Origin of the sequence: Lysobacter capsici (assembly GCF_018732085.1) — a bacterium.
Taxonomy (GTDB): domain Bacteria; phylum Pseudomonadota; class Gammaproteobacteria; order Xanthomonadales; family Xanthomonadaceae; genus Lysobacter; species Lysobacter capsici_A.
The window spans coordinates 2958571-2978848 of sequence record NZ_CP076103.1; the positions used below are offsets into that span (position 1 = coordinate 2958571).

18 protein-coding genes are annotated in these 20278 nt (G+C 63.6%); 3 read left to right on the forward strand and 15 right to left on the reverse strand.

All coding sequences use genetic code 11. The annotated features are described in order from the left end of the window. Positions 1-65: 65 nt before the first annotated feature. The 6 genes from KME82_RS12545 to KME82_RS26585 form a co-directional block, all read right to left on the reverse strand. On the reverse strand, positions 66-602 hold the full coding sequence (locus tag KME82_RS12545; RefSeq protein ID WP_215498804.1) for a hypothetical protein: 537 nt from the start codon (positions 600-602) through the stop codon (positions 66-68). Between the two features lie 372 nt (positions 603-974). Further along, positions 975-2318 (reverse strand): peptidoglycan-binding domain-containing protein, encoded by a 1344-nt coding sequence (locus KME82_RS12550; protein ID WP_215498805.1) that lies wholly within the window; start codon positions 2316-2318, stop codon positions 975-977. A gap of 72 nt (positions 2319-2390) precedes the next feature. Next, positions 2391-2900, reverse strand: a complete 510-nt coding sequence (locus tag KME82_RS26580; protein WP_252255721.1) for a lysozyme inhibitor LprI family protein — start codon at positions 2898-2900, stop codon at positions 2391-2393. A gap of 76 nt (positions 2901-2976) precedes the next feature. Further along, positions 2977-3462 (reverse strand): DUF4189 domain-containing protein, encoded by a 486-nt coding sequence (locus tag KME82_RS12560; protein WP_215498806.1) that lies wholly within the window; start codon positions 3460-3462, stop codon positions 2977-2979. A gap of 135 nt (positions 3463-3597) precedes the next feature. Next, positions 3598-4668 carry a type IV secretion system protein gene (locus tag KME82_RS12565; RefSeq protein ID WP_215498807.1) on the reverse strand — a complete coding sequence of 357 codons (1071 nt, stop codon included), beginning with the start codon at positions 4666-4668 and terminating at the stop codon, positions 3598-3600. A gap of 40 nt (positions 4669-4708) precedes the next feature. Continuing rightward, complete coding sequence (locus tag KME82_RS26585; RefSeq protein ID WP_252255723.1) at positions 4709-5509, reverse strand: hypothetical protein; 801 nt, start codon at positions 5507-5509, stop codon at positions 4709-4711. A gap of 908 nt (positions 5510-6417) precedes the next feature. Between KME82_RS26585 and KME82_RS12575 the strand changes: the two genes are divergently transcribed. After that, positions 6418-7032 carry a response regulator gene (locus tag KME82_RS12575; RefSeq protein ID WP_215498808.1) on the forward strand — a complete coding sequence of 205 codons (615 nt, stop codon included), beginning with the start codon at positions 6418-6420 and terminating at the stop codon, positions 7030-7032. Positions 7033-7171: 139 nt separating this feature from the next. Here the strand turns inward: KME82_RS12575 and KME82_RS12580 are convergent, their stop codons facing one another. The 7 genes from KME82_RS12580 to cyoA form a co-directional block, all read right to left on the reverse strand. After that, complete coding sequence (locus tag KME82_RS12580) at positions 7172-7756, reverse strand: response regulator transcription factor (protein ID WP_215498809.1); 585 nt, start codon at positions 7754-7756, stop codon at positions 7172-7174. Continuing rightward, on the reverse strand, positions 7749-9077 hold the full coding sequence (locus KME82_RS12585) for an ATP-binding protein (protein ID WP_215498810.1): 1329 nt from the start codon (positions 9075-9077) through the stop codon (positions 7749-7751). Before KME82_RS12585 ends, KME82_RS12580 begins: the two co-directional genes overlap by 8 nt. Before the next feature lie 119 nt (positions 9078-9196). Continuing rightward, positions 9197-9961: an SURF1 family protein gene (locus KME82_RS12590; RefSeq protein ID WP_215498811.1), complete on the reverse strand. Its 765-nt coding sequence runs from the start codon at positions 9959-9961 to the stop codon at positions 9197-9199. Between the two features lie 343 nt (positions 9962-10304). Further along, positions 10305-10712, reverse strand: coding sequence for a cytochrome o ubiquinol oxidase subunit IV (gene cyoD, locus KME82_RS12595; RefSeq protein WP_215498812.1), 408 nt, complete (start codon positions 10710-10712; stop codon positions 10305-10307). Further along, positions 10709-11344: a cytochrome o ubiquinol oxidase subunit III gene (gene cyoC, locus KME82_RS12600; protein ID WP_215498813.1), complete on the reverse strand. Its 636-nt coding sequence runs from the start codon at positions 11342-11344 to the stop codon at positions 10709-10711. Before cyoC ends, cyoD begins: the two co-directional genes overlap by 4 nt. After that, entirely contained in the window at positions 11337-13343 is a 2007-nt protein-coding gene (cyoB, locus tag KME82_RS12605) for a cytochrome o ubiquinol oxidase subunit I (RefSeq protein WP_252255725.1), read from the reverse strand. Before cyoB ends, cyoC begins: the two co-directional genes overlap by 8 nt. A gap of 100 nt (positions 13344-13443) precedes the next feature. Continuing rightward, positions 13444-14463 carry a ubiquinol oxidase subunit II gene (gene cyoA, locus KME82_RS12610; RefSeq protein ID WP_286673219.1) on the reverse strand — a complete coding sequence of 340 codons (1020 nt, stop codon included), beginning with the start codon at positions 14461-14463 and terminating at the stop codon, positions 13444-13446. A gap of 803 nt (positions 14464-15266) precedes the next feature. On the opposite strand from cyoA, the gene KME82_RS12615 reads away from it, so the two are divergent. Continuing rightward, positions 15267-16550, forward strand: coding sequence for an MFS transporter (locus tag KME82_RS12615; protein WP_252255728.1), 1284 nt, complete (start codon positions 15267-15269; stop codon positions 16548-16550). 495 nt (positions 16551-17045) lie between these two features. On the opposite strand, the gene KME82_RS12620 is transcribed toward KME82_RS12615, so the two are convergent. Beyond that, positions 17046-17264, reverse strand: coding sequence for an MbtH family protein (locus tag KME82_RS12620; RefSeq protein ID WP_215498816.1), 219 nt, complete (start codon positions 17262-17264; stop codon positions 17046-17048). Between the two features lie 80 nt (positions 17265-17344). Continuing rightward, the gene (locus tag KME82_RS12625) at positions 17345-18607 is read right to left on the reverse strand and encodes a pyridoxal phosphate-dependent decarboxylase family protein (RefSeq protein WP_215498817.1); all 1263 of its coding nucleotides are present in this window, start codon (positions 18605-18607) and stop codon (positions 17345-17347) included. Positions 18608-19839: 1232 nt separating this feature from the next. Here KME82_RS12625 and KME82_RS12630 point away from each other — a divergent pair. Beyond that, positions 19840-20232, forward strand: coding sequence for a hypothetical protein (locus KME82_RS12630; protein WP_215498818.1), 393 nt, complete (start codon positions 19840-19842; stop codon positions 20230-20232). Positions 20233-20278: the final 46 nt, after the last annotated feature.

Below are 20278 nucleotides of genomic sequence, written 5' to 3' on the forward strand. Positions count from 1 at the left end.
TGCGGCCGTTGCGACATCGGTGCGATGGCAGCCAGCGGCCATCCAGCACGCGCGGGCCGATCCGGCTAGCGACCCGCGTCTTTGGACAAGTGTAGCGTTTGCGCCAGTTTCAGCGTGTACCCGGCGACCTTGTCCTCGACCTCGGCGATCAGCGTGTACTCGCCCGGGGCGTCGTTGCCGTCGAACGCCATCGTCGGGTTGCTTTGACCCAGTTGAATCCGCCCCTCGGGCAGCGGCGCCTGCGTCCACACCGGGCCGTCGCCGGCGGCCTCCCGTTGACCACCGGGCCGCAGCAGAAAATAGCGTGCCACCACGTTGCAGTGACCGGCCTGGTCGGCCCGGCAACCATGGAACAACACCATCGCCGACACCGACTGACCGACGCGCACCTTGTCGGTCGTACGCAACGACGGCGGCTCCGGCTGCGTGTCCCACTCGCGCTGGAACTTCTTCTCGTCCGGCGTGATCACCAGGCTGGCACCGAAGTCGCCGACACTGCGGCGGCTCTCGCCGTCCGCGATTGGCTGGCCGTCGGGACCCTTCCAGGCGGCCAGGGCGACGGTGGGCAGCAACAGGCACAGCAGCAGCGTCACGCGTTTCATGGGGTGTCCCTTCCAGGTACAGGCCGAGCTTAGCCAAGTTCTGGGGCTGACGGTGGTTGTCAGGCGGCAGGGCATCAGAAGGTGTCGTGGGGTTCGCGGTCCATTGGCTGCCTGACCCTGATACTTCCAGCGTATTCATCGATCAGTTCAGGCGCTGAACGTCCGCAGCTGTACTGGAACACCACCTGCGTGGCCAAGCCGTAGGGCAGCGTTGGTCGAACGGATCGACAGCTTGGTCGACCCGCTCGATTCGACAGGTTCGACACCAGGTCCGTCATGCGGTGCCGTCACGGCTCGCCATCGCGGGGCTTTGAGTTGCCTCGCTCTGGATATGCAGCCGCATATTCGCGCATAGATGCGGATCAGGCAGCTTCAAGCCGACAGCGGTCTGGGCGACGGTGTGGCGGGTACCGGTTCGGGACCGGGCTGCTGCGGCAATTCCTGCCCTTGGCGCAGCAATTCGCTGGATTTTTCGACAGGTTGTTGAACCGCCACGCCCTTTTCCACGTAAGCCCGTTTGTTGGCGGGATCGTCCAGCGCGCCCTCGACTGCGAACAGTCCCGTGCCGGTGGTGTTTTGCGCCACGCTGTCGATCTGCTTCAAGCCGCTGGCCTTCGCTTCGAAGGTCAACGCCGCTGCGGCGCGCTCGCGCTCGGCCTGATCCTTGAAGCCAGCCGCAGCGCCGAGCTTTTCAATACCGTTGAGCGCTTGCTTGTACATCGCATGATCGGGATGACCGGGGTCGGACAGAAGGGGGTCTTGAGCGGTACTGGGCGGCGCCGCTCCGTCTTGATGGGGCTTGGACGGCTCGGCCGTTTTCAGTGCCTCAAGCGTGCGCGGGCCAGCGATGCCATCCACTTTCAGATCATGGTCGCGTTGGAAGGCTTTGATGGCCTCTTCGGTTTTCTGGCCGAGTTTGCCGTCTGCTTCCAACGGCTGGCCTTGGGCGTCGGTATAGCCCAAATGACTAAGGCGTTCTTGCAGTTGCCGTATTTCGACACTGCTCGCGCCGTTATCCGTGCCGTGCGGCGCTCTCGCAGGCTGCTGTCCGGTATTGTCTGGAGCATTCTGGCCCGGCTGCCCTTGCTGCTGGGTGCGGTCTTGCTCCGCCAATCGAACCAGATCGGTCTTTTCGTTCTGTGCTCGATTTTCCAATGCATCCCATAGCCTTGGTGATTTGCTGAAAAGCTGCTCGTTGTGATTGATCTTGTAATCCTGGACAGCCTCGACGATGTCTTTGTCGGATAGCTTGGTCAGGTCATAGTTCTCGCCGAATTTTTCCTGCAGTCCCTTTTCGAAAATGCGCGGTGTCAGCGCCCTGAACTGGACGGAAGTGCTCCATAGCGCATCGTGTACCGCGGGACCGCGATCGCTCAGGTCGATGCCGCGATCTTTCAGGCGATCTACTTGCGGATCGTAGTGCGAGCGCTTTATGAAGTCATGTTGATCCTGCGCGAACTGTGGTTCCGTTCTGGCCAACTCACGCCATTTTTCGTTGAACTCGGGGCTGTTGGGGGCCATTCCCGCGAACTGGTCGCGGTACTCGGACTGGTTCAGGTATTCGCGCAGCGTTCCGGCTCGGCTGGACAGTTGGTAAGAGCCGTAGGAAACACCGCCGTTGTCGCCCCTGCCGGTTGAAATCGTACCGGCTCCACGGCCCCCGGTTTCGTAACGTCGTGAGGTTTCACCCAGGGTCCATTGGTTGTTGTCGGCCATATCCTTGTTCCTTCAATTCACTGGCTAGATCATTTGATTGGCTTGCAAAAGCACTGACACGATTGTTGCGGTCTATCGTTGTTCCAGCTCCGAGGCGCGCTTGGCGGTCATCTCCAGCAGGCAGTCATTGGCTTCCAATCGTTGGCCTTGACCCGCGCCGCTATCGATCTCGCATTCCGCGTCGCGCTTGGACACCCATTTACGTTGTTCGACGCGGAGCGCTTCCTGATCTTCCTTGGGCAGCTTGGCAAGAAGCGATTGATAGACCTTGTTAAGGCGGTCGTCTTGGAAGTCGTACTCTTCGGCGATGCAGTCCTGAATTTCGGGTGTGACGCCGCCGGTTGCATCGAGACACTTGTCGTAGGAAGGACGAAGCACGTTTTGATCTCCTTTGTTTTGCGGAGCGGTAATGGACTCAGCGATCGGTTTTTCCTGTCCGCGCGAATCGTTAGCGCCCCTTGATTTTTGCTGCACGGATTCGGCATTGGTTGTGGTGGATACGGCCTTGTCGGCGCGGCTGGGTGCCGAGCAGCCCGTGACAAGGATCAAGCAGAGGGTGGTTTTTACGCTCAACAGTCGCATGAGGGTTTCTTCATCAGTGGTAGACCTTTTTATTTCATCGAGTACGCGGTGATGGCGTTATGTTGCTTCAGGCTTCTCACTCGCCAGTTTTTATCGGTAGGCTGCAGCCTGAGTAATAGGTCCAGCACACATTATTGCCGGCCTTTCTGCGGCAGTCATCGGCAGCGAAATTGATCGCTTTGTCTTTAGTTGCGGCGCGCGATACGACGGAATTTTTCTGTGTTCCTACAATCGCTGCGCATTGATTAGAATATACGAGCTTGAGCTTGCAGCTTTTTCCGCCTCTGGTCAGACAGTCGTCCATGGCTTCGGAAATTGCCATTTTCTTGCTTGGCATGCTCTCGGATATACCCCAGGTTTTCTGCCCGTCGTTGGCAAGTGCGCCCCATTGATTGGTCCACTGTTGTCTTGTTTTTTCTCGTTCTGGAATTGGTGCGCAGCCGACTGGGCCCGCTACACCCGGTGGCGTCGTTTGGTATTGGCCAGGGGGGCAGGCGCCCTCCGCTGAGGCGAGATTGGCCGTTAATAGAAGCAACAGTCCCGTTGCGTGACATGGCTTCATGAGTCATTTCTCTCTGTCTTTTTGGGGCTTGTCCTTGACACTGTCGGTATGCATGTTGGGTTGGCTCGGGGCGCCGGACCGCACATCTCCAGTGCGTGTGGTGTTGCTCGCGCAGGGGGGCGCCGGGACGCACATCTACAGTGCGTGTGGTGTTGCTGTGAGGCCGCTGTAGCCCGATTGTGAGCCGCTGTCCGCCCATTCACGACTCTTGCGTAGTATGTATAGTGCCGCCGGTCCGTATTCTTGTCCTTCCCAGCAAACGTATTCCTTGTCCTTCCCAGCAAACGCCGAATACGACATGAAGTTCCCCAGCGTCCCCTGAAAATAGGCTGCCGCCAGAGGCGGGGCGGTCACGATCAGCACCGTCATCAGCAGGCCGATGCCGCCCTGGAACATCGCCTGCGTGGTCATTCCCTCGGCGGCGCTGCCCAGGATCCCGTTCAAGGCCTTGTTGACCCACAGCAACACCGCGATCTTCGCCATCAACTCCATCACCCAACCGGTGACCACGCTCAACAGCGACATCGAGAACAGCGTGCCGATGGTGTACAGCAGCCATCGTCGGAACAGGTCCTTGGTCTGTTCGAAGACCAGGCACAGGATGAACAACGGCGCCAGGCCGATCGACAAGGCGATGGAGAATTTGAACAGCAGTTGCATCGCGCCGGCGGCCATCGGCGGGCTGGCGGTGCCGATGCCGGCGAACAGCAGGGCCTGCTCTTTCTTGCGCTGCAGGGCGGGGTCCCTGTCGGGCACCTGCACCGCGTCGATCGCGCTCAGCGCGACCTGCATGAAAGCGAGGTTCTTGTCGATCGCGTCGCTGCTGCTCTGCGCTGTGCCAACAAACAGCGAGTGGATTTCGCGGTCAAGATCGACGGTGACGAAGCGGTGCAGGTTGGTGCCGGCCCAGGACATGCTGGTGGCGACGGTGATGATGACCGCGATCTTGGCCATGCTGACGACGAGTGCCATCATCGAATCGCGCGATTGGCCGGTGGCCATGCGGTAGCCCGCGATCATCACCCACAGCGTCACCAGCGTCAGCGAGATCGCGCCGACCCATTTCATCATCCGCGCCATCAGGCGCAGGCCGAACTGGTCGATCTTGTGGTCGAAGTACTCGCTGATCAGTTTGAAGAAGGCGAAGTCGCCCACGCCCTGGATATGCGGGGTGAGCCAGTCGTGCAGGCAAAGCAGCGCATCCATGAGTCGTTCCTTCGAGCTTGGAAGTTGGCGATCGCCGGGATCAGAACGAAAACGCGCTCTTGATCGAGTCGGTGCCGATCACCCGGCCGATGCCGCTGCCACTCTTCTTTCCTTCCAGTGCCCGACGGGCCAGCCGGGACTGATCGTTCTGCAGCGCCAGGATGTAGTCGTCGTAGGCGCGCATGCGGGCCTGCCAGTAGTCCAGGTCCATCTTGGTGCGGATCACGAAGCGTTGCGCTTCGTTGGAGTTGGCTTCCAGGGCGCCCGGGTTTTCGCCGACCTCGTTCTTACGTTGCTCGTCGATCTTGGCGAACTCTTCATTGCGCTTGATCAGCGTCCTGAGCATCTTCACCGAGTCGTTGTACTTGGCGTTTTCAGCAAGTACGGCTCGTTGGCACAGGTTGAGCTGCTGTTCGACGATGTTGCCGTCCATTTGCGGAATGAAACGGCCCTTGAGCGCCTGCAGTCCGCCGGAGGGACCTGGACAGCGGTCTTCCATGCCGTAGTCGACGGGGCGGTCCGGGAAGTCGTCGGCCATTACCGAGCGACCGAACTGCAACTGCTGCAGTTTGATCATTTGGCGTTCGATATGGTTCTTGGTCTCTATCCAGCGCTTTCCCTGTTCGATGAACTGGGCACGATCTTCAAGGATTTTCTGAAAGTGCTGCGCTATCGCGGCCGGGTCTATGACGGGCAGCCCGGCGCAAGCCCGGGTGGCGGCAAACATCCCGATCATTGCGAGCGTCAAGGGCGCCATGCTCCGGATGTGGCGCGCTCCCCTGATCTTGTGATTGGGTTGCCGATCGACGCCACATGCGGCGCGTTGTCGCTGGACATTCATGCTGTTCCCCTCGGTAGTAAACCCGCGGTCCTGCGGGTTCGTGCGTGCGAGTGTGGCTTCCTGCTTTGCTCAATAGAAACCAGATGGAATCAGCGAAATCAACACCGTATTGATTTTTTTCGATAATTGGTGGGTGTTGTAGACAAACCCTCACAAGTGAATGCAATTAATGTGTGTTGAATGCGTATTCAGTACACGTGTCGCGTTTTTGTCGAAGGTGAGTGCGCGGTGAAATGTTGAATTTTCGTCGAGATTGGAAACCGAGAGTTGCGATCGAATCGCGCGTTTTTCTTTCAATGGCGAGCGTGCATCGGCTCGTAGTAACGATGAGGCGAACTCATGAACAGGACGCGCCCGCGTGCGTGGCGCTGCGCCCGATGATCGAGCGCGACAGTGACGCCGAGGTGCATGGCGAGGCGAGCGGCGCGAACATGGCGCTGCGGATCATTGTGTTGTCGACGCGGACATCGCGATCATCGATTTCGACCCGGGCACGAGCACTGAGCCGACGCGCAGGTGGCTCGAGGTCGATCCGGCCTTTCGTGTCCTGATCGTCTCGATGCGCCGGCGCCGGTCGGGTCGCGGATGCTGCTGGCGGCGGTTGCGGCGGTTGCGGCGGTTTCGTGTCGACGGCGTCGCCGTCGGGGCGGGGGTTGGAGGAGGTCGTCGAGCTGGGACGCGTCGCCCGTCAGGGCGCCCGTCCATACAGTGGAACCGGCGCCACCGCCCCGGTTTAATTGGGCGAGTTGGCGGCGTATTCTCACCGTGGGTTCTCGGCGCCGGTCCGCCCGTGAAAATGAATGAGTCAGCTGCAAGCTGGGCAGCGGACGACCCGGGCGCGAAGTTGCGCTTGACCGGCCTGGCGCGAATCGGATTAATGCTCGACATCACAAGGAAGGTTGGCCGGCATGATTCATGTGTTCATGGTCGATGATCATTCGCTCGCGCGCATGGCGCTGCGCCTGATGATCGAAGGCGATGGCGACGTCAAGGTGATCGGCGAGGCGAGCGACGTCGACATGGCGTTGCGGATGATTCCGTTCTCGGCGCCGGACGTGGTCGTCAGCGATTTCGATCTGGGCAGCAGCGATGGATTGACGGTCACGCGCAAGTTGCTGGATATCGATCCGACCTTCCGCGTCCTGGTGGTGTCGATGCGCGAGCGCGGGCCGGTGTCGCGGATGTTGCTGGCGGCCGGCGCGCTGGGTTTCGTGTCGAAGTCGTCGCCGCCGGGCCGGGTGCTGGAGGCGGTGCGCGAGGTGGCGCGGGGGCGGCGCTATCTGGACGAAGCGGTGCCGGGGTCGACGAGCCTGGTAGCGCGCTCGCCGTTCGATCGCCTGAGCGCGCGCGAGCTGATGGTGATCCACATGCGCCTGCGCGGCACCGATGTGCGCGGCATCGCCAAGGTGTTGAAAATGCCCAGGTCGATGGTGAGTGCGATGCGGGCGAGAGCGATGGAGAAACTCGATGCGCGCAGCCACATCGGACTGACGCGGCTGGCGCGGGAGCATGGGTTCGTCTGAGGCCCGGGTTGCCGCGCTCGGTCGTCGAGATGCGGTGCTTCGGTCGTCCGGGGCTCAGTCCGCCGCCTGAAAGAAACCTCGCCGCGGCCGCGGCGCTTTTCGATCCAGTCCGACGAGCGCGCAGCGATCCGCCGCGCGCCTACTTGACCCGATGCTTGCCGAGCTTGCGCGCCAGGGTGCGCCGGTGCATGCCGAGCCGGCGCGCGGTCTCGGAGATGTTGAAGTCGGTGGCGGCCAGCATCTCGTGGATGCGTTCCCATTCCAGGGTCTTGATCGAGGTCTGGCGCTCGGTCAGTTCGACCGTGGCGTCGCCGGCGGCGCGGCCGAACGCGGCTTCGATGTCGTCGGTGTTGGACGGCTTGGCCAGGTAATGGCAGGCGCCGAGCTTGATCGCCTCGACCGCGGTGGCGATGCTGGCGTAACCGGTCAGCACCACGATCAGCATGTCCGGATCGTGTTCGTGCAGCGCCTGCACGCAGGCCAGGCCGGAGTCGCCGCCGGCCAGTTTCAGGTCGACCACCGCGTAGCCGGGGCTGTGGGTTTCCAGCAGCTTCTCCACGTCGGCCAGATGGCTGGCGTTGTGCACGAGGTAGCCGCGGCGTTCGAACGAGCGGGTCAGGGTGCGCGCGAACGCGGCGTCGTCCTCGACGATCAGCAGGCGGCGCGCGTCGTCGCCGTCGAGCGCGTCGTCGTCGAGGGGCGGGTCGGTGTCGTGCTCATTCATGCTCGCTCTCGCTTACGCTCAACGACGACAGCGGCAGGCTCATGGTCACCACCGCGCCGCTGGGTTCGCGATTGCGCGCGGCGATGCTGCCGCCGAGCTGGCGGACCACGTTGAGCGACAGGAACAGGCCCAGGCCGCCGCCCGGGCGGCCCTTGCTCGACTGGTACGGTTTGCCGAAATGCGACAGCATCGCCGGGGCGAAGCCCGGGCCGGCGTCGCTGACCCGCAGCACCAGCTTGTCCTCGTCGCGCCAGGCTTCCAGCCCGACCCAGCCGGGCGAGGCTTCCAGCGCGTTGTCGAGCACGTTGCAGATCATCTGCTTGAGGCCGGAGTCGGAAATGATGACCGCATCCTCGCCGAAGCTGTTCTGGTAGTCGAATCCGCGCACCGGGCGGGTGCTGCGCCATTCCTCGACCAAGTCGTCCAGGAAGGCTGCCACGGTAGTTTCTTCCGGCGCCTCGCCGCGGGTCTCGCCGGCCGACAGCAGGATGCCGGTGACGATGCTCTTGCAGCGGTGCAGCTGGGTCTGCATCTCGTCGAGTTCCTGCAGCAGCTCGGGCTGCTGGGTGAACGGCGGCATGTGGCGCCAGTCGCCGAGGATCACCGACAAGGTCGCCAGCGGCGTGCCCAGCTCATGGGCCGCGCCCGACGCCAGCAGGCCCATGCGCACGATGTGTTCTTCCTCGGCCGCGCGTTGGCGCAGGTCGGCCAGGCGCGCATCGCGCGCGCGCAGGATCCGGCCGATGCGGGTGATGAACACCACCAGCAAAGTCGCGTTGAGCACGAAGCACAGCAGCATGCCCTGCACGTAGGGATCGGCGAGGCCGCGGGTCGGGTCGGCCGGGATCACCACCGGGCCGGCGAAGGTGGTCAGGGCGATGAAGCAGGCGCTGGTCACGAACACCACCGCCCAGCTCGCCCACGAGCGCAGCAGCACCGCCGCCAGCACCACCTGCAGCAGGTACAGGAACACGAACGGATTGGCCGCGCCGCCGCTGAGGTACAACTGCGCGGTCAGGGTCAGCACGTCGACCAGCAGCGCCAGGAACAACGCGCCGTTGGTGACTTCCTCGCGATGCCGCCAGCGCAGCATGCTGACCAGGTTGAACGCGGCCAGGCAGGCCAGCACGACCGCCATCGGCATCAACGGCAGGCGGATGCCGAAACCGAAATGCACGAACACGATGGTCGCGACCTGGCCGATCACCGCGATCCAGCGCAACTGGATCAGCTGGTGCATGTTCTTGACCCCGGTGCCGTCCTGCGAGGCGGTCAACGGAGCCACGCCAGGAGCGGGGCCGATGATGGGGCTGTCCTGCATGGTGTGTGGGCCGGTAGCGGTAGCGGGGTGGTGCGGGGCGAGGTAATTCGCAGCGGTGTTGGCGACGACGGTAACGGCGATCGGATCGAATCGTTTCGGGCTTCGGCTCCGGTTCGACTCTAGGCGCCGTGGCTACGTCGCCGGCGGCGCTCTTCCAGATACACGCGCCAGGCCGCGAACACGACCATCAGCGCCAGCGCGAACCAGGTCAATGCGTAGGACAAATGGCTGTTGGGAAACTTTATCACCGTCAGCCCGCCGACCGGCCAAGTCGGCTCGGCCGTGGGGTCGCTCGGCAGCGGCGCGCTGCGATCGGCGTCGATGAAGTAGGGCGCGACCTGTTTCAGGCCGAGTCTGGCCGCGATCGCCTGCACGTCGCGCGAGTACCAGCGGTTCTGCTCCGGCGCGTTCTTGCGCAGGAAACCGCCGCCGGGCTCGCTCAGGCGCAGCAGGCCGGTAACGCGGGTGTCGGCGGGCGCTTCGTCGGCTTCGGCGGCCTTGCGTTCGTTCGGGGCGAAGCCGCGGTTGATCAGGACGATCTCGCCGCCGGCGGTCTGGAACGGTTGCAGCAGCCAGAAGCCCGGGCCGAGTTCGGTGACGGCCTGCACGCGGGTGGCCGCGACCGGCAGGTACTGGCCTTCGAGCTGGACGTGCTTGTATTCGTCGCGATCGGCGCTGACGGTGGGCCAGTCGGATGGAGCGGGCGCGGCGCCGGGCGGGGCGTGGACGCGCGCGTCGACGCGCTGGATCAGGTCGAGTTTCCAGGCGCGGCGCTGGATCTGCCACACGCCCAGGGCGATTAGGCCGAGGAAGGCGGCGAGGAAGAGCAACAATAGGGCGGCCAGGGCGAAGGGGCTGCGCGGGGGCTTGGTGGTCGCGGTCATGCTCGGGACCTCTTCAGGAATCGCCGGTAGGGCGTTCGGTGCTGCTCGACTTCAGGGTGATGCCGACTTGTTCGTCGTTTCGTGAAGGGCGGTGGCGAGGGTTTCGTTGTCGTGCCGTCTTTGCTCGTCATTCCCGCGAACGCGGGAATCTAGTGACTTTGACGGTACTCGCACGAAAGTCGCTGGATTCCCGCGTGAGCGGGAATGACGAGCAAAATTCCGATTCCCGATTCCCGATTCCCGATTCCCGATTCCCGAATCCCAAATCCCAAATCCCAAATCCCAAATCCCAAATCCCAAATCCCAAATCCCGAATCCCGAATCCCGAATCCCGAATCCCGAATCAGGGCATATTCCGCATATCGTGCGGCATCGGCATCATGTTGGTGTTGAGGTGATGCATGACCCACAACGAGCCGGCCAGCATGATCACCACCAGCACCAGGGTGAAGATCAGCGCGAGCATGTTCCAGCCGCCTTCCGACTTCGTGTTCATGTGCAGGAAGTAGATCATGTGCACGACGATCTGCACGACCGCGAAGGCCAGGACCACGAACGCGGTCGTGCCCGAACTCGGGATCACCTTGGCCATCACCAGCCAGAACGGGATCGCGGTGAGGATCAACGAGAGCACGAAACCGATCGCGTAGCCGCCGACGGTGCCGTGGTAATCGTCGCCGTCGTCGTGCGCGCCGTCGTGGCCGTGCGCGTGATCGTTGTCGTGGTGTTGCGGGGCGACCGGGTGGCTCACGGCAGCACTCCCATCAGGTAGACGAAGGTGAAGACGCCGATCCACACGACGTCGAGGAAATGCCAGAACATCGACAGGCACATCAGGCGGCGGCGGTTTTCCACGGTCAGGCCGTGCTTTCCGAGTTGCGCCATCAAGGTGACCAGCCAGACGATGCCGAAGGTCACGTGCAGGCCGTGGGTACCGACCAGGGCGAAGAACGAGGACAGGAACGCGCTGCGCTGCGGGCCGGCGCCTTCGGCGATCAGATGGTGGAATTCGTACAGTTCCAGGCCGATGAAGGCCAGGCCGAACACGCCGGTGATCGCCAGCCAGCCCTGCACCGCGGCGAGCTTGCGCCGCTTCATCGAGATCATGGCGAAGCCATAGGTGATCGACGACAACAGCAGCATCGAGGTGTTGATAGCGACCAGTTGCAGATCGAACAGATCCGCGCCCGACGGGCCGGCCGCGTAGCTGCGGCCGAGCACGCCGTAGACCGCGAACAGGCAGGCGAACACCAGGCAGTCGCTCATCAGGTACAGCCAGAACCCCAGCAGGGTGCCGTTGTGCGGATGATGCTTGCCCTGGGCGTCGAAGAAGACCGGACGTCCGTCGGCGGTGTGGGTGGCGATGGCGTGTGCGTCAGACATGGGCGGCGGCCAGTTGCTGCGTGTACTTGTCCTCGGTGGCCGTCACTTCGGCCGCGGGGATGTGGTAGTCGCGCTTGTAGTTGAAGGTATGCACGATCGCGGCGATCAGCATCGCGGCGAAGGCCACGCCCGCGAACAGCCACATCTGCCAGATCAGGCCGAACGCGCAGACCGTGTTGAGCAATGCGATCACCAGGCCGGCGGCGGTGTTCTTGGGCATGTGCACGTCGAGGAAGCCCGACTGCGGACGCTGGTAGCCGCGTTGCTTCATGTCGTGCCAGGCGTCGTTGTCGTGGACCACCGGGGTGAAGGCGAAGTTGTAGTCCGGCGGCGGCGAAGAGGTCGACCACTCCAGGGTGCGGCCCTGCCAGGGATCGCCGGTTTCGTCGCGCAGCTCGTGGCGGCGGCGGATGCTCACATAGAACTGGATCAGCATGCTGGCGATGCCCAGCGCGATCAGCACCGCGCCGAACGCGGCGATGATGAACCAGATCTGCAAGGACGGGTCTTCGAAGTGGTTGACGCGGCGGGTCACGCCCATCAGGCCGAGCACGTACAGCGGCATGAAGGCAAAGAAGAAGCCGGTGATCCAGAACCAGAACGAGCACTTGCCCCAGAACGCATCGAGCTTGAAGCCGAAGGCCTTGGGCCACCAGAAGTTGATGCCGGCGAACAGGCCGAACAGCACGCCGCCGATGATCACGTTATGGAAGTGGGCGATCAGGAACAGGCTGTTGTGCAGGACGAAGTCGGCCGGCGGCACCGCCAGCAGCACGCCGGTCATGCCGCCGATGGTGAAGGTGACCATGAAGCCGATCGTCCACAGCATCGGCACTTCGAAGCGGATGCGGCCGCGGTACATGGTGAACAGCCAGTTGAAGATCTTCGCGCCGGTCGGGATCGAGATGATCATCGTGGTGATGCCGAAGAACGAGTTGACGCTGGCGCCCGAGCCCATGGTGAAGAAGTGGTGCAGCCACACCAGGTACGACAGGATGGTGATGACCACGGTCGCGTAGACCATCGAGGCGTAGCCGAACAGGCGCTTGCCGCTGAAGGTCGAGACGATCTCGGAGAAGATGCCGAAGCACGGCAGGATCAGGATGTAGACCTCCGGGTGGCCCCAGATCCAGATCAGGTTCACGTACATCATCGGGTTGCCGCCGAGATCGTTCGTGAAGAAGTTGGTGCCGGCGTAGCGGTCCAGCGACAACAGCAGCAGCACCGCGGTCAGCACCGGGAACGCGGCGACGATCAGCACGTTGGTGCACAGCGAGGTCCAGGTGAACACCGGCATGCGCATCATGGTCATGCCGGGCGCGCGCATCTTGACGATGGTCGCGATCAGGTTGATGCCCGATAGCAAGGTGCCGACGCCGGCTATCTGCAGCGCCCATATGTAGTAGTCGACCCCGACCCCGGGACTGTAGGCGATGCCCGACAGCGGCGGATACGCCAGCCAGCCGGTCTTGGCGAACTCGCCGACGAACAGCGACAGCATCACCAGCCCGGCGCCGCAGGCGGTCATCCAGAAGCTGAAGTTGTTGAGGAAGGGGAAGGCGACGTCGCGCGCGCCGATCTGCAGCGGCACCAGGTAATTCATGAAGCCGGTGACCAAGGGCATCGCGACGAAAAAGATCATGATCACGCCGTGCGCGGTGAAGATCTGATCGTAGTGTTCCGGAGGCAGATAGCCGGCGTTGTCGCCGAAGGCCATCGCCTGCTGCAGGCGCATCATCAACGCGTCGGCGAAGCCGCGCAGCAGCATCACCAAGCCCAGCACCATGTACATGATGCCGATCTTCTTGTGATCGATGCTGGTGAACCATTCCTTCCACAGATACCCCCACAGCTTGTAGCGGGTGATCAGCGCGAGCACGGCCAGACCGCCGAGCACGACCATGGCGAAGGTGGCGATCAGGATCGGCTCGTGCAGCGGGACCGCGTCCCAGCTGAGCCGGCCGAAGATCGACTGGGTGAGGTTGGCTTGGTCAGACATCTTCAACTCCGGAAGTCCGCTCGCGGACTCGGCGCGCGGTTTGCGCGCCTTGCTTGAATTCGATTCGTTGCGATCAATTCGGCTATGCGATGCGCCGCGATCACGGCGCCAGCGAAGCGACGCCCCAGTTCGGCGTGGCGGTCGGTTCGGTCACGCACATCGCCGAGGTCACCACCGGGCCGCCGCGCAGGTCGCCCTTGCGTCGTGGCGCCAGCGCGTTGGTGTTCAGACCCAGGCCGCCGCTGGCGTCGATCATCATCATCTCGTCCATGCACATCTTCGACGAGTCGACGCAGCGGTTGAGGATCGCCTTGTACAGGCCCGGCGCGACCGCGCCGTAGCGGCGCACCGGTTCTTTTTCGCTGGGCATCTCGAGCTTGAGGTAGTCCGCGCGCTGCAGGGTGTTGCCGCTGGCGCGGTTCTGCGCGACCCACTGGTCGAAGCCGGCCTGGTCCATGCCGTGGAAACGAAAGCGCATGCCGGAGAAGCCGGCGCCGCTGTAGTTCGCCGAGAAGCCTTCGTAGTTGCCCGGCGAATTCATCACCGCGTGCAACTGGGTTTCCATGCCCGGCATGGCGTAGATCTGGCCGGCCAGGGCGGGGATGTAGAACGAGTTCATCACGGTCGAGGCGGTGATCTTGAAGTGGATCGGCCGATCGATCGGCGCGGCCAGTTCGTTGACCGTGGCGATGTTCTGTTCCGGGTACAGGAACAGCCACTTCCAATCCAGCGCGACCACTTCAACCACCAGCGGCTTGACGTCGGCCGGAACCGGGCGACCGGCGGCGACGCGGTGCAGCGGGCGATACGGATCGAGCGTGTGGGTGCTGACCCAGGTGATCGCGCCGAGCACGATGATGATCAGCAGCGGCGCGGCCCAGATCAGCAGCTCGAGCTGGGTCGAGTGGTCCCAGTCGGGCTTGTAGGTGGCGCTCTTGTTGGACGCGCGATAGCGCCAGGCGAAGAACAGCGTCAACCCGATCACCGGCACGATGATCAGCAGCATCAGCACGGTCGACACCACGATGAGGTCGCCTTGCTGGGCCGCGACGTCGCCGGGCGGATTCAGCACGAGGGTGTTGCAGCCGGCCAGGAGCGCGAGGGCAGCTACGGCGAGCAGCGAACGGAACGTCGTGTTTAGAAACGTCCTGTCGGCCGGCGTGTCGCTTGAGCGTAGGCCGCGGGAGGTCGCGCCATCGCCGAGCACGCCGGCACAGGGCGGGCGACGCGAAAGCAGGCGGCTTAACAGGGATTTGACCATGGTCATCGGGCAGCGCATCGCACGAGCGAAGCCGCGGCAGGGCGGCGATGGGCGCACTGTAGTGCCGCGCGACTGTGACGACGATTGGACGTTTTGTCCTATGGCAGCGCCGGGCGGGTGGTGGGAAGCTAGCGGCGTTCCTGGGAATGGGCGTGATGGTGTTGGGTGGTGTGGTGGGTGGGTGAATGATTCGCCCGATGCTGCATTGCCTTCCAGAACGTTATTCCCGCGAACGCGGGCTCCGCTTTACCTCGGCGGAGCCGAACATCCAGAGACTTAAGCGTCATCTCCAGAACGTCATTCCCGCGAAGGCGGGAATCCAGTGACTTCAGGTGTTCTCGTACGAAAGGCCCTGGATTCCCGCGTTCGCGGGAATGACGGTAGGTAGGAGTCGCGGGGGTCTGAGAGCTGCATTGCTTCGGATTGTTTACGTACTTTGCAGACATAGCGCGCTACGCTCTTCCCGATTCCCGATTCCCGATTCCCGATTCCCGATTCCCGATTCCCGATTCCCGATTCCCGATTCCCGATTCCCGATTCCCGTCATAGCTGAACGTATCCGCCTGCATCAGCAAACCGGTCAGGCCCAATCGCTCCACGCACCGCAAGCCGACTCGACGATGCAAACGCCAAATCTCGCAAACCCGGATTCCTCCCAGACCGTGTCGGTCCACGACACCGGTTCGCATGCCGAAGTGGCGCCGGGCGACATCGCGGTCGGGGTGGTGATCGGCCGCGCCTCGGAGTACTTCGACTTCTTCGTCTACGGCATCGCCTCGGTGCTGGTGTTCCCGTCGATCTTCTTCCCGTTCCTGGGCAAGCTCGAAGGCACGCTGTGGTCGTTCGCGATCTTCTCGCTGGCGTTCGTCGCGCGGCCGATCGGCACGGTCACCTTCATGTGGATCCAGCGCCGCTGGGATCGCAGCACCAAGCTCACTATCGCCTTGTTCCTGCTCGGCACCTGCACCGCGGGCATCGCGTTCCTGCCGAGTTTCGGTACGGTCGGTTCGTTGTCGATCGTGCTGCTGTCGCTGTTCCGGATCGGCCAGGGCATCGCGCTCGGCGGCTCCTGGGACGGCCTGCCGTCGCTGCTCGCGCTCAACGCGCCGAAGGAACGCCGGGGCTGGTACGCGATGCTCGGCCAGCTCGGTGCGCCGGTCGGCTTCATCATCGCCGCCGCGCTGTTCGCCTATCTCAACACCAGCCTGCCGCGCGCCGACTTTCTCGACTGGGGCTGGCGTTATCCGTTCTTCGCCGCGTTCGCGATCAACGTGGTCGCGCTGTTCGCGCGCCTGCGCCTGGTCGTCACTCACGAGTACGCCCGCGAGCTGGGCGAGCACGAACTCGAACCCACGCCGGTGCTGGAGCTGTTCCAGGCCAAGGGCCGGCATGTGGTGATCGGCGCGTTCGCCGCGTTGGCCAGCTATGCGCTGTTCCACATCGTGACGATCTTTCCGTTGTCGTGGATCCTGCTGTACTCGGACCAGTCGGTGAGCCAGTTCCTGGTCGTGCAGATCGTCGGTGCCTGCCTGGCCGCGGGCGCGGTGGTGGCGTCGGGCTGGATCGCCGACCGCTTCGGCCGTCCGCGCACGCTGGCCGCGCTGGCCGCGGCGATCGCGATGTTCAGCGGTTTCGCGCCGACCCTGCTGGGCTCGGGCGAACTGGGCCAGGACGTGTTCATCCTGATCGGCTTCGTGCTGCTGGGCCTGTCCTACGGCCAGGCCGCCGGTTCGGTGACCGCGAACTTCGGTTCGAAGTACCGCTACACCGGCGCGGCCTTGACCTCGGATCTGGCCTGGTTGATCGGCGCCGCGTTCGCGCCGCTGGTGGCGCTGGGGTTGTGCGCACACTTCGGGCTGGGGTTTGTCGGCGTGTACTTGTTGTCGGGTGCGGTTTGCACGATGGCGGCGCTTGGGGTCAATCGGGCTTTGAATATTCGTAGTTGAGGTTGGGTGCGCGATTGCTCCGGCCACGATCTTCGACAAGGCGCATCGATTCGGTTGTTGGACGCTGTTGCCTTTGCCAGGGTGCTAGACGTCTGGATCAAATGGCATCGTCAATAGTCACCGTCATTCCCGCGTTCGCGGGAATGACGAGTAGGTGGGAGCGCTGATTGGCGCGTTACCGTCTGACTTTATATTGGTGAACTCCCAAGCCGTCATCCCCGCGAAGGCGGGGATCCAGGGCTTCACCGAGGTGTCGCTCTGAAGTCTCTGGATTCCCGCCTGCGCGGGAATGACGAGCCACAGCGGTCGTCGCGATCAAGAATTACGCAGCCTCGCCGTAACTTCGCTCCCCCACGACATGACTGTGAAGTCGCTCGATGTTCGACTCCGCCGAAGTAAAGCGGAGCCCGCGTTCGCGGGAATGACGAGCCCGAGCAATCGTGAGTGATCACGCGTTGCGCAGCCGCACTGCGGGTTCATTCACCGCGCCGCTTATCAACCGCCATGCTGCTCCATCGCCTTGATCAGGCTCAAAGGACGCATATCCGTCCAGTTTTTCTCGATGTACTCCAGGCAAGTCTGGCGTACGGCCGGGCCGTGGACGCTGCGCCAGCCGGCCGGGATCTCGGCGAATTCGGGCCACAGCGAATGCTGGTTTTCGTCGTTGACCAGGACCAGGAAAGTGCCGTTGGGGTCTTCGAAGGGATTGCTCATGTGCTGTTCCTGCGGGTTGTCGTGAAAAGAGGCGCTGCTGCCCGACGGGCCGGATCGCATGATCCGCCATGGACAAGGTTTCAGTACGCGACCATGGTCCGCGATTGCGACCGCAGCGCGCCGCGTTCGCGTTGGTGGACGGCGCGTTCGAGGTCGCCCAGGTAAGCCTCCACGCTTTGGTCGTGGCCCGGGGTCACGGTCATGTGCAAGGCGGCCGGATTGGACAGGCGGCCGATATGCCAGCCGCGCGCCTGCATCGCGTCGCCGATGAGGTGGATGTCGTATTCGTCGGAGCCGAACGCGATCACGCTCAGGTGCGGGGCGCCGAGCAGATGCAGTCCGGGGATACGTTCGATCCCTTCGATGTAGCGATCGCGGATGTGCATCACCCGCTGGGCCAGCGCGCGATAGCCCGATTCGCCCAGGTAATGCAGCACCGCCCAGGCCGCGGCGACCGCGCCACCGGGGCGCGTGCCGGCCAGGGTGTCGGTGCGGTAGACGCCCTTGGGCCAGTCGAAGTATTCGAAGTGCTGGTACTCCTGATCCTCCGCGTCGGCATACAACAGCACCGACGCGCCCTTGGCCGCGTAGCCGAACTTGTGCAGGTCGGCCGACAGTGAGCGCACGCCGGGAATGCTCAGGTCGAAGCGCGGCAGGCCGGGCATGAGCTGGGCGACGTGGGGAGCGAGAAAGCCGCCGATGCAGGCGTCCACGTGCAGCCACACCTCGTGTTCGCGCGCGAGCCTGGCGATGTCCTCGACCGGGTCGATGGTGCCGAACGGCAGCGACGGCGCCGAGGCGACGATCATCATCGTTTCCTGACACACGCATTGCGCCAGCACATCGACGCAGGCGCGGTAGTCGCCGCCGATCGATACCCGCAGCACGTCCAGGCCCATCAGGTCGGCGGCCTTGTCGTAGGCCGGATGCGCGCTGGACGGCAACAGCAGGTGCGGGCGCCGCACCCCGGGATGGCACGCGCGGAATGCGCGATGCGCGCTGCGCACCGCGAGCAGGATGCTCTCGGTGCCGCCGCAGGTCATCGTGCCGACCGCGTCGCTGCCGCCGCCGAGCAGCGACAGCGAGATCGCGACGATGTCGTCCTGCATCCTGCGCAGGCTGGGAAACGCCGCCGGCGCCATCGCGTCCTCGCAGATGAACATGGCGTAGGCGCGGCGGGCGACGTCGAGCACGTCCTCGCCGGCGTAATACACGTTCAACGGCGGGCCATAGCGCCAGTCGGGATCGCCGCCGCGCAGGTCCGACATGGCGACCTGCAATTCGGTCCAGGGCTGGCCCCGGACGGGCAGGGTCTTGCGACCGTGAAAATTGAGCGAAGTCATGGTGCGCTGTCTCGGTTCGGGTCGAATACGTGGAGTGCAAGGTCTGCAACACGCGTCGGGATCACGATCGGTGAAAGGGCGTCGCCAGGCTCGTCGGCGGTTCGGGCGCGACATCGATCCGCGTCATCCGGAAAACCCGGTCGCCGCGACACCATGGATTGGCCCGCGGCTGCACGGGTTCTCGCGATCGCTCGCTTATGACGCGATCGACGCGCAGGCACGACGCGCCGATGATGGAATCGGCGCGAAGACGCGCGCGGCGTGCGCATGCGCAAACCGTTGGCCAACTGGTTGGATCCAGGGCGTGGGGCGGAGCGTGGGACCTAGATGCGAATCCGGCCGGCGCCGCGCCGTGGCCCGCGGCTCATCCTGGACAGCGTTGCGACGCGGTGCGGATAGTGCGTGCGTCGATGCATGCCAGCGGCCGCGAAACCGGCGCTGCGAGCGGAGAGCGCGGCGGGATCGGATCGGGCTGGATCAGACCAGGTGGAATCGGACCTGAGCGGGATTCCACGCGTCGTACGTTGGAGTTCTTCAATCGACTTGCTCCGTGTCACGAGAAGGGTTGTCGCGCACTGGATTCGGACGGTGCGGACGGGTGTGGCGAGACGGCGCGCTATTTTTCTAGTTAGTGAGCGAGCCGCTTTGGTGCGTGTTGATGCATTGCTGCACGTTGCCAACACAGTGTTACGTCCTGTTGTCAGGTGGGTCAACGATCCGGGTTGCCTGTTGGTCGAAGTAGCGATGCGTATCGCATTAGCCGACGTGCTGCATCACAGAAACGCCATTGTGATTGTCGCGTGAATGCGGTCGATTACGCGCTTGCCGCCATGGCCGCAATGTCCCTTGTTTCAAGGGGAATGCGCGATGTGTGATGGCAGATGTGAAACGCGCTTGCCGTTTCTGAAAATGCGCGCAAGTCGGCGCTTGTATTTTCATCGGCCATGCGTTTCGGCGTCGTGGATGCGCCGGTCGTTGGCTACGACATCGCAATGTCGATGGTCTCGTTTGTTTAGTGCGATGCCGGTCGTGGCGGGAATGCTCGCGGGTCGATTTGTTTCATCGATGCACATTCGCTGCCGCATGGCTGGGCCTATCCGATGCGGGCGGTGGCTGTGGACTGAGCGTCATCGGTCGGTGCTCGGTGCTTGGCGATCCGCGGTTTTGGCGGTCGCGGCCTGGCTTGCGTATGCTCGGCGTCCTGCTGGCCACTCGCGTTGACGCCCCGCACCATGACCGTGTTGTTGATCGTGCTGATTGTGTTGATCGTCGTCGTGCCGCTGATCGCGATCCCGGCCGGGGCATTCGCGATCTTGAAGTTGCAACGGCGGGTCATCGACAAGGTCTCCAATGTTGCATTGGAGCAACGCCTGCAGCGCGAGGGCGTGGCGACCACCGCGCAGGTGCTCGACGCGGCCGATACCGGTGGACGCATCGACGCGATCTATCTGCTGGTGCGCCTGCGGTTGCAGGTCGCCGCCGCCGACGGCGTGGACGGGTTTCCGGCCGAGATCGTCGTGGCCTTGAGCCCGGTCCGGATGGCGCAGATCGTACCGGGCGCGACGGTGAAGGTGCGGGTCGATCCGCTCAGTCGCGAGGTCGTGCTGGATCAGCCGCGGACTTGATCGGGCGATCCGCTTTTGTGGGAGGGGCTATCTGCCCCGACGCTTT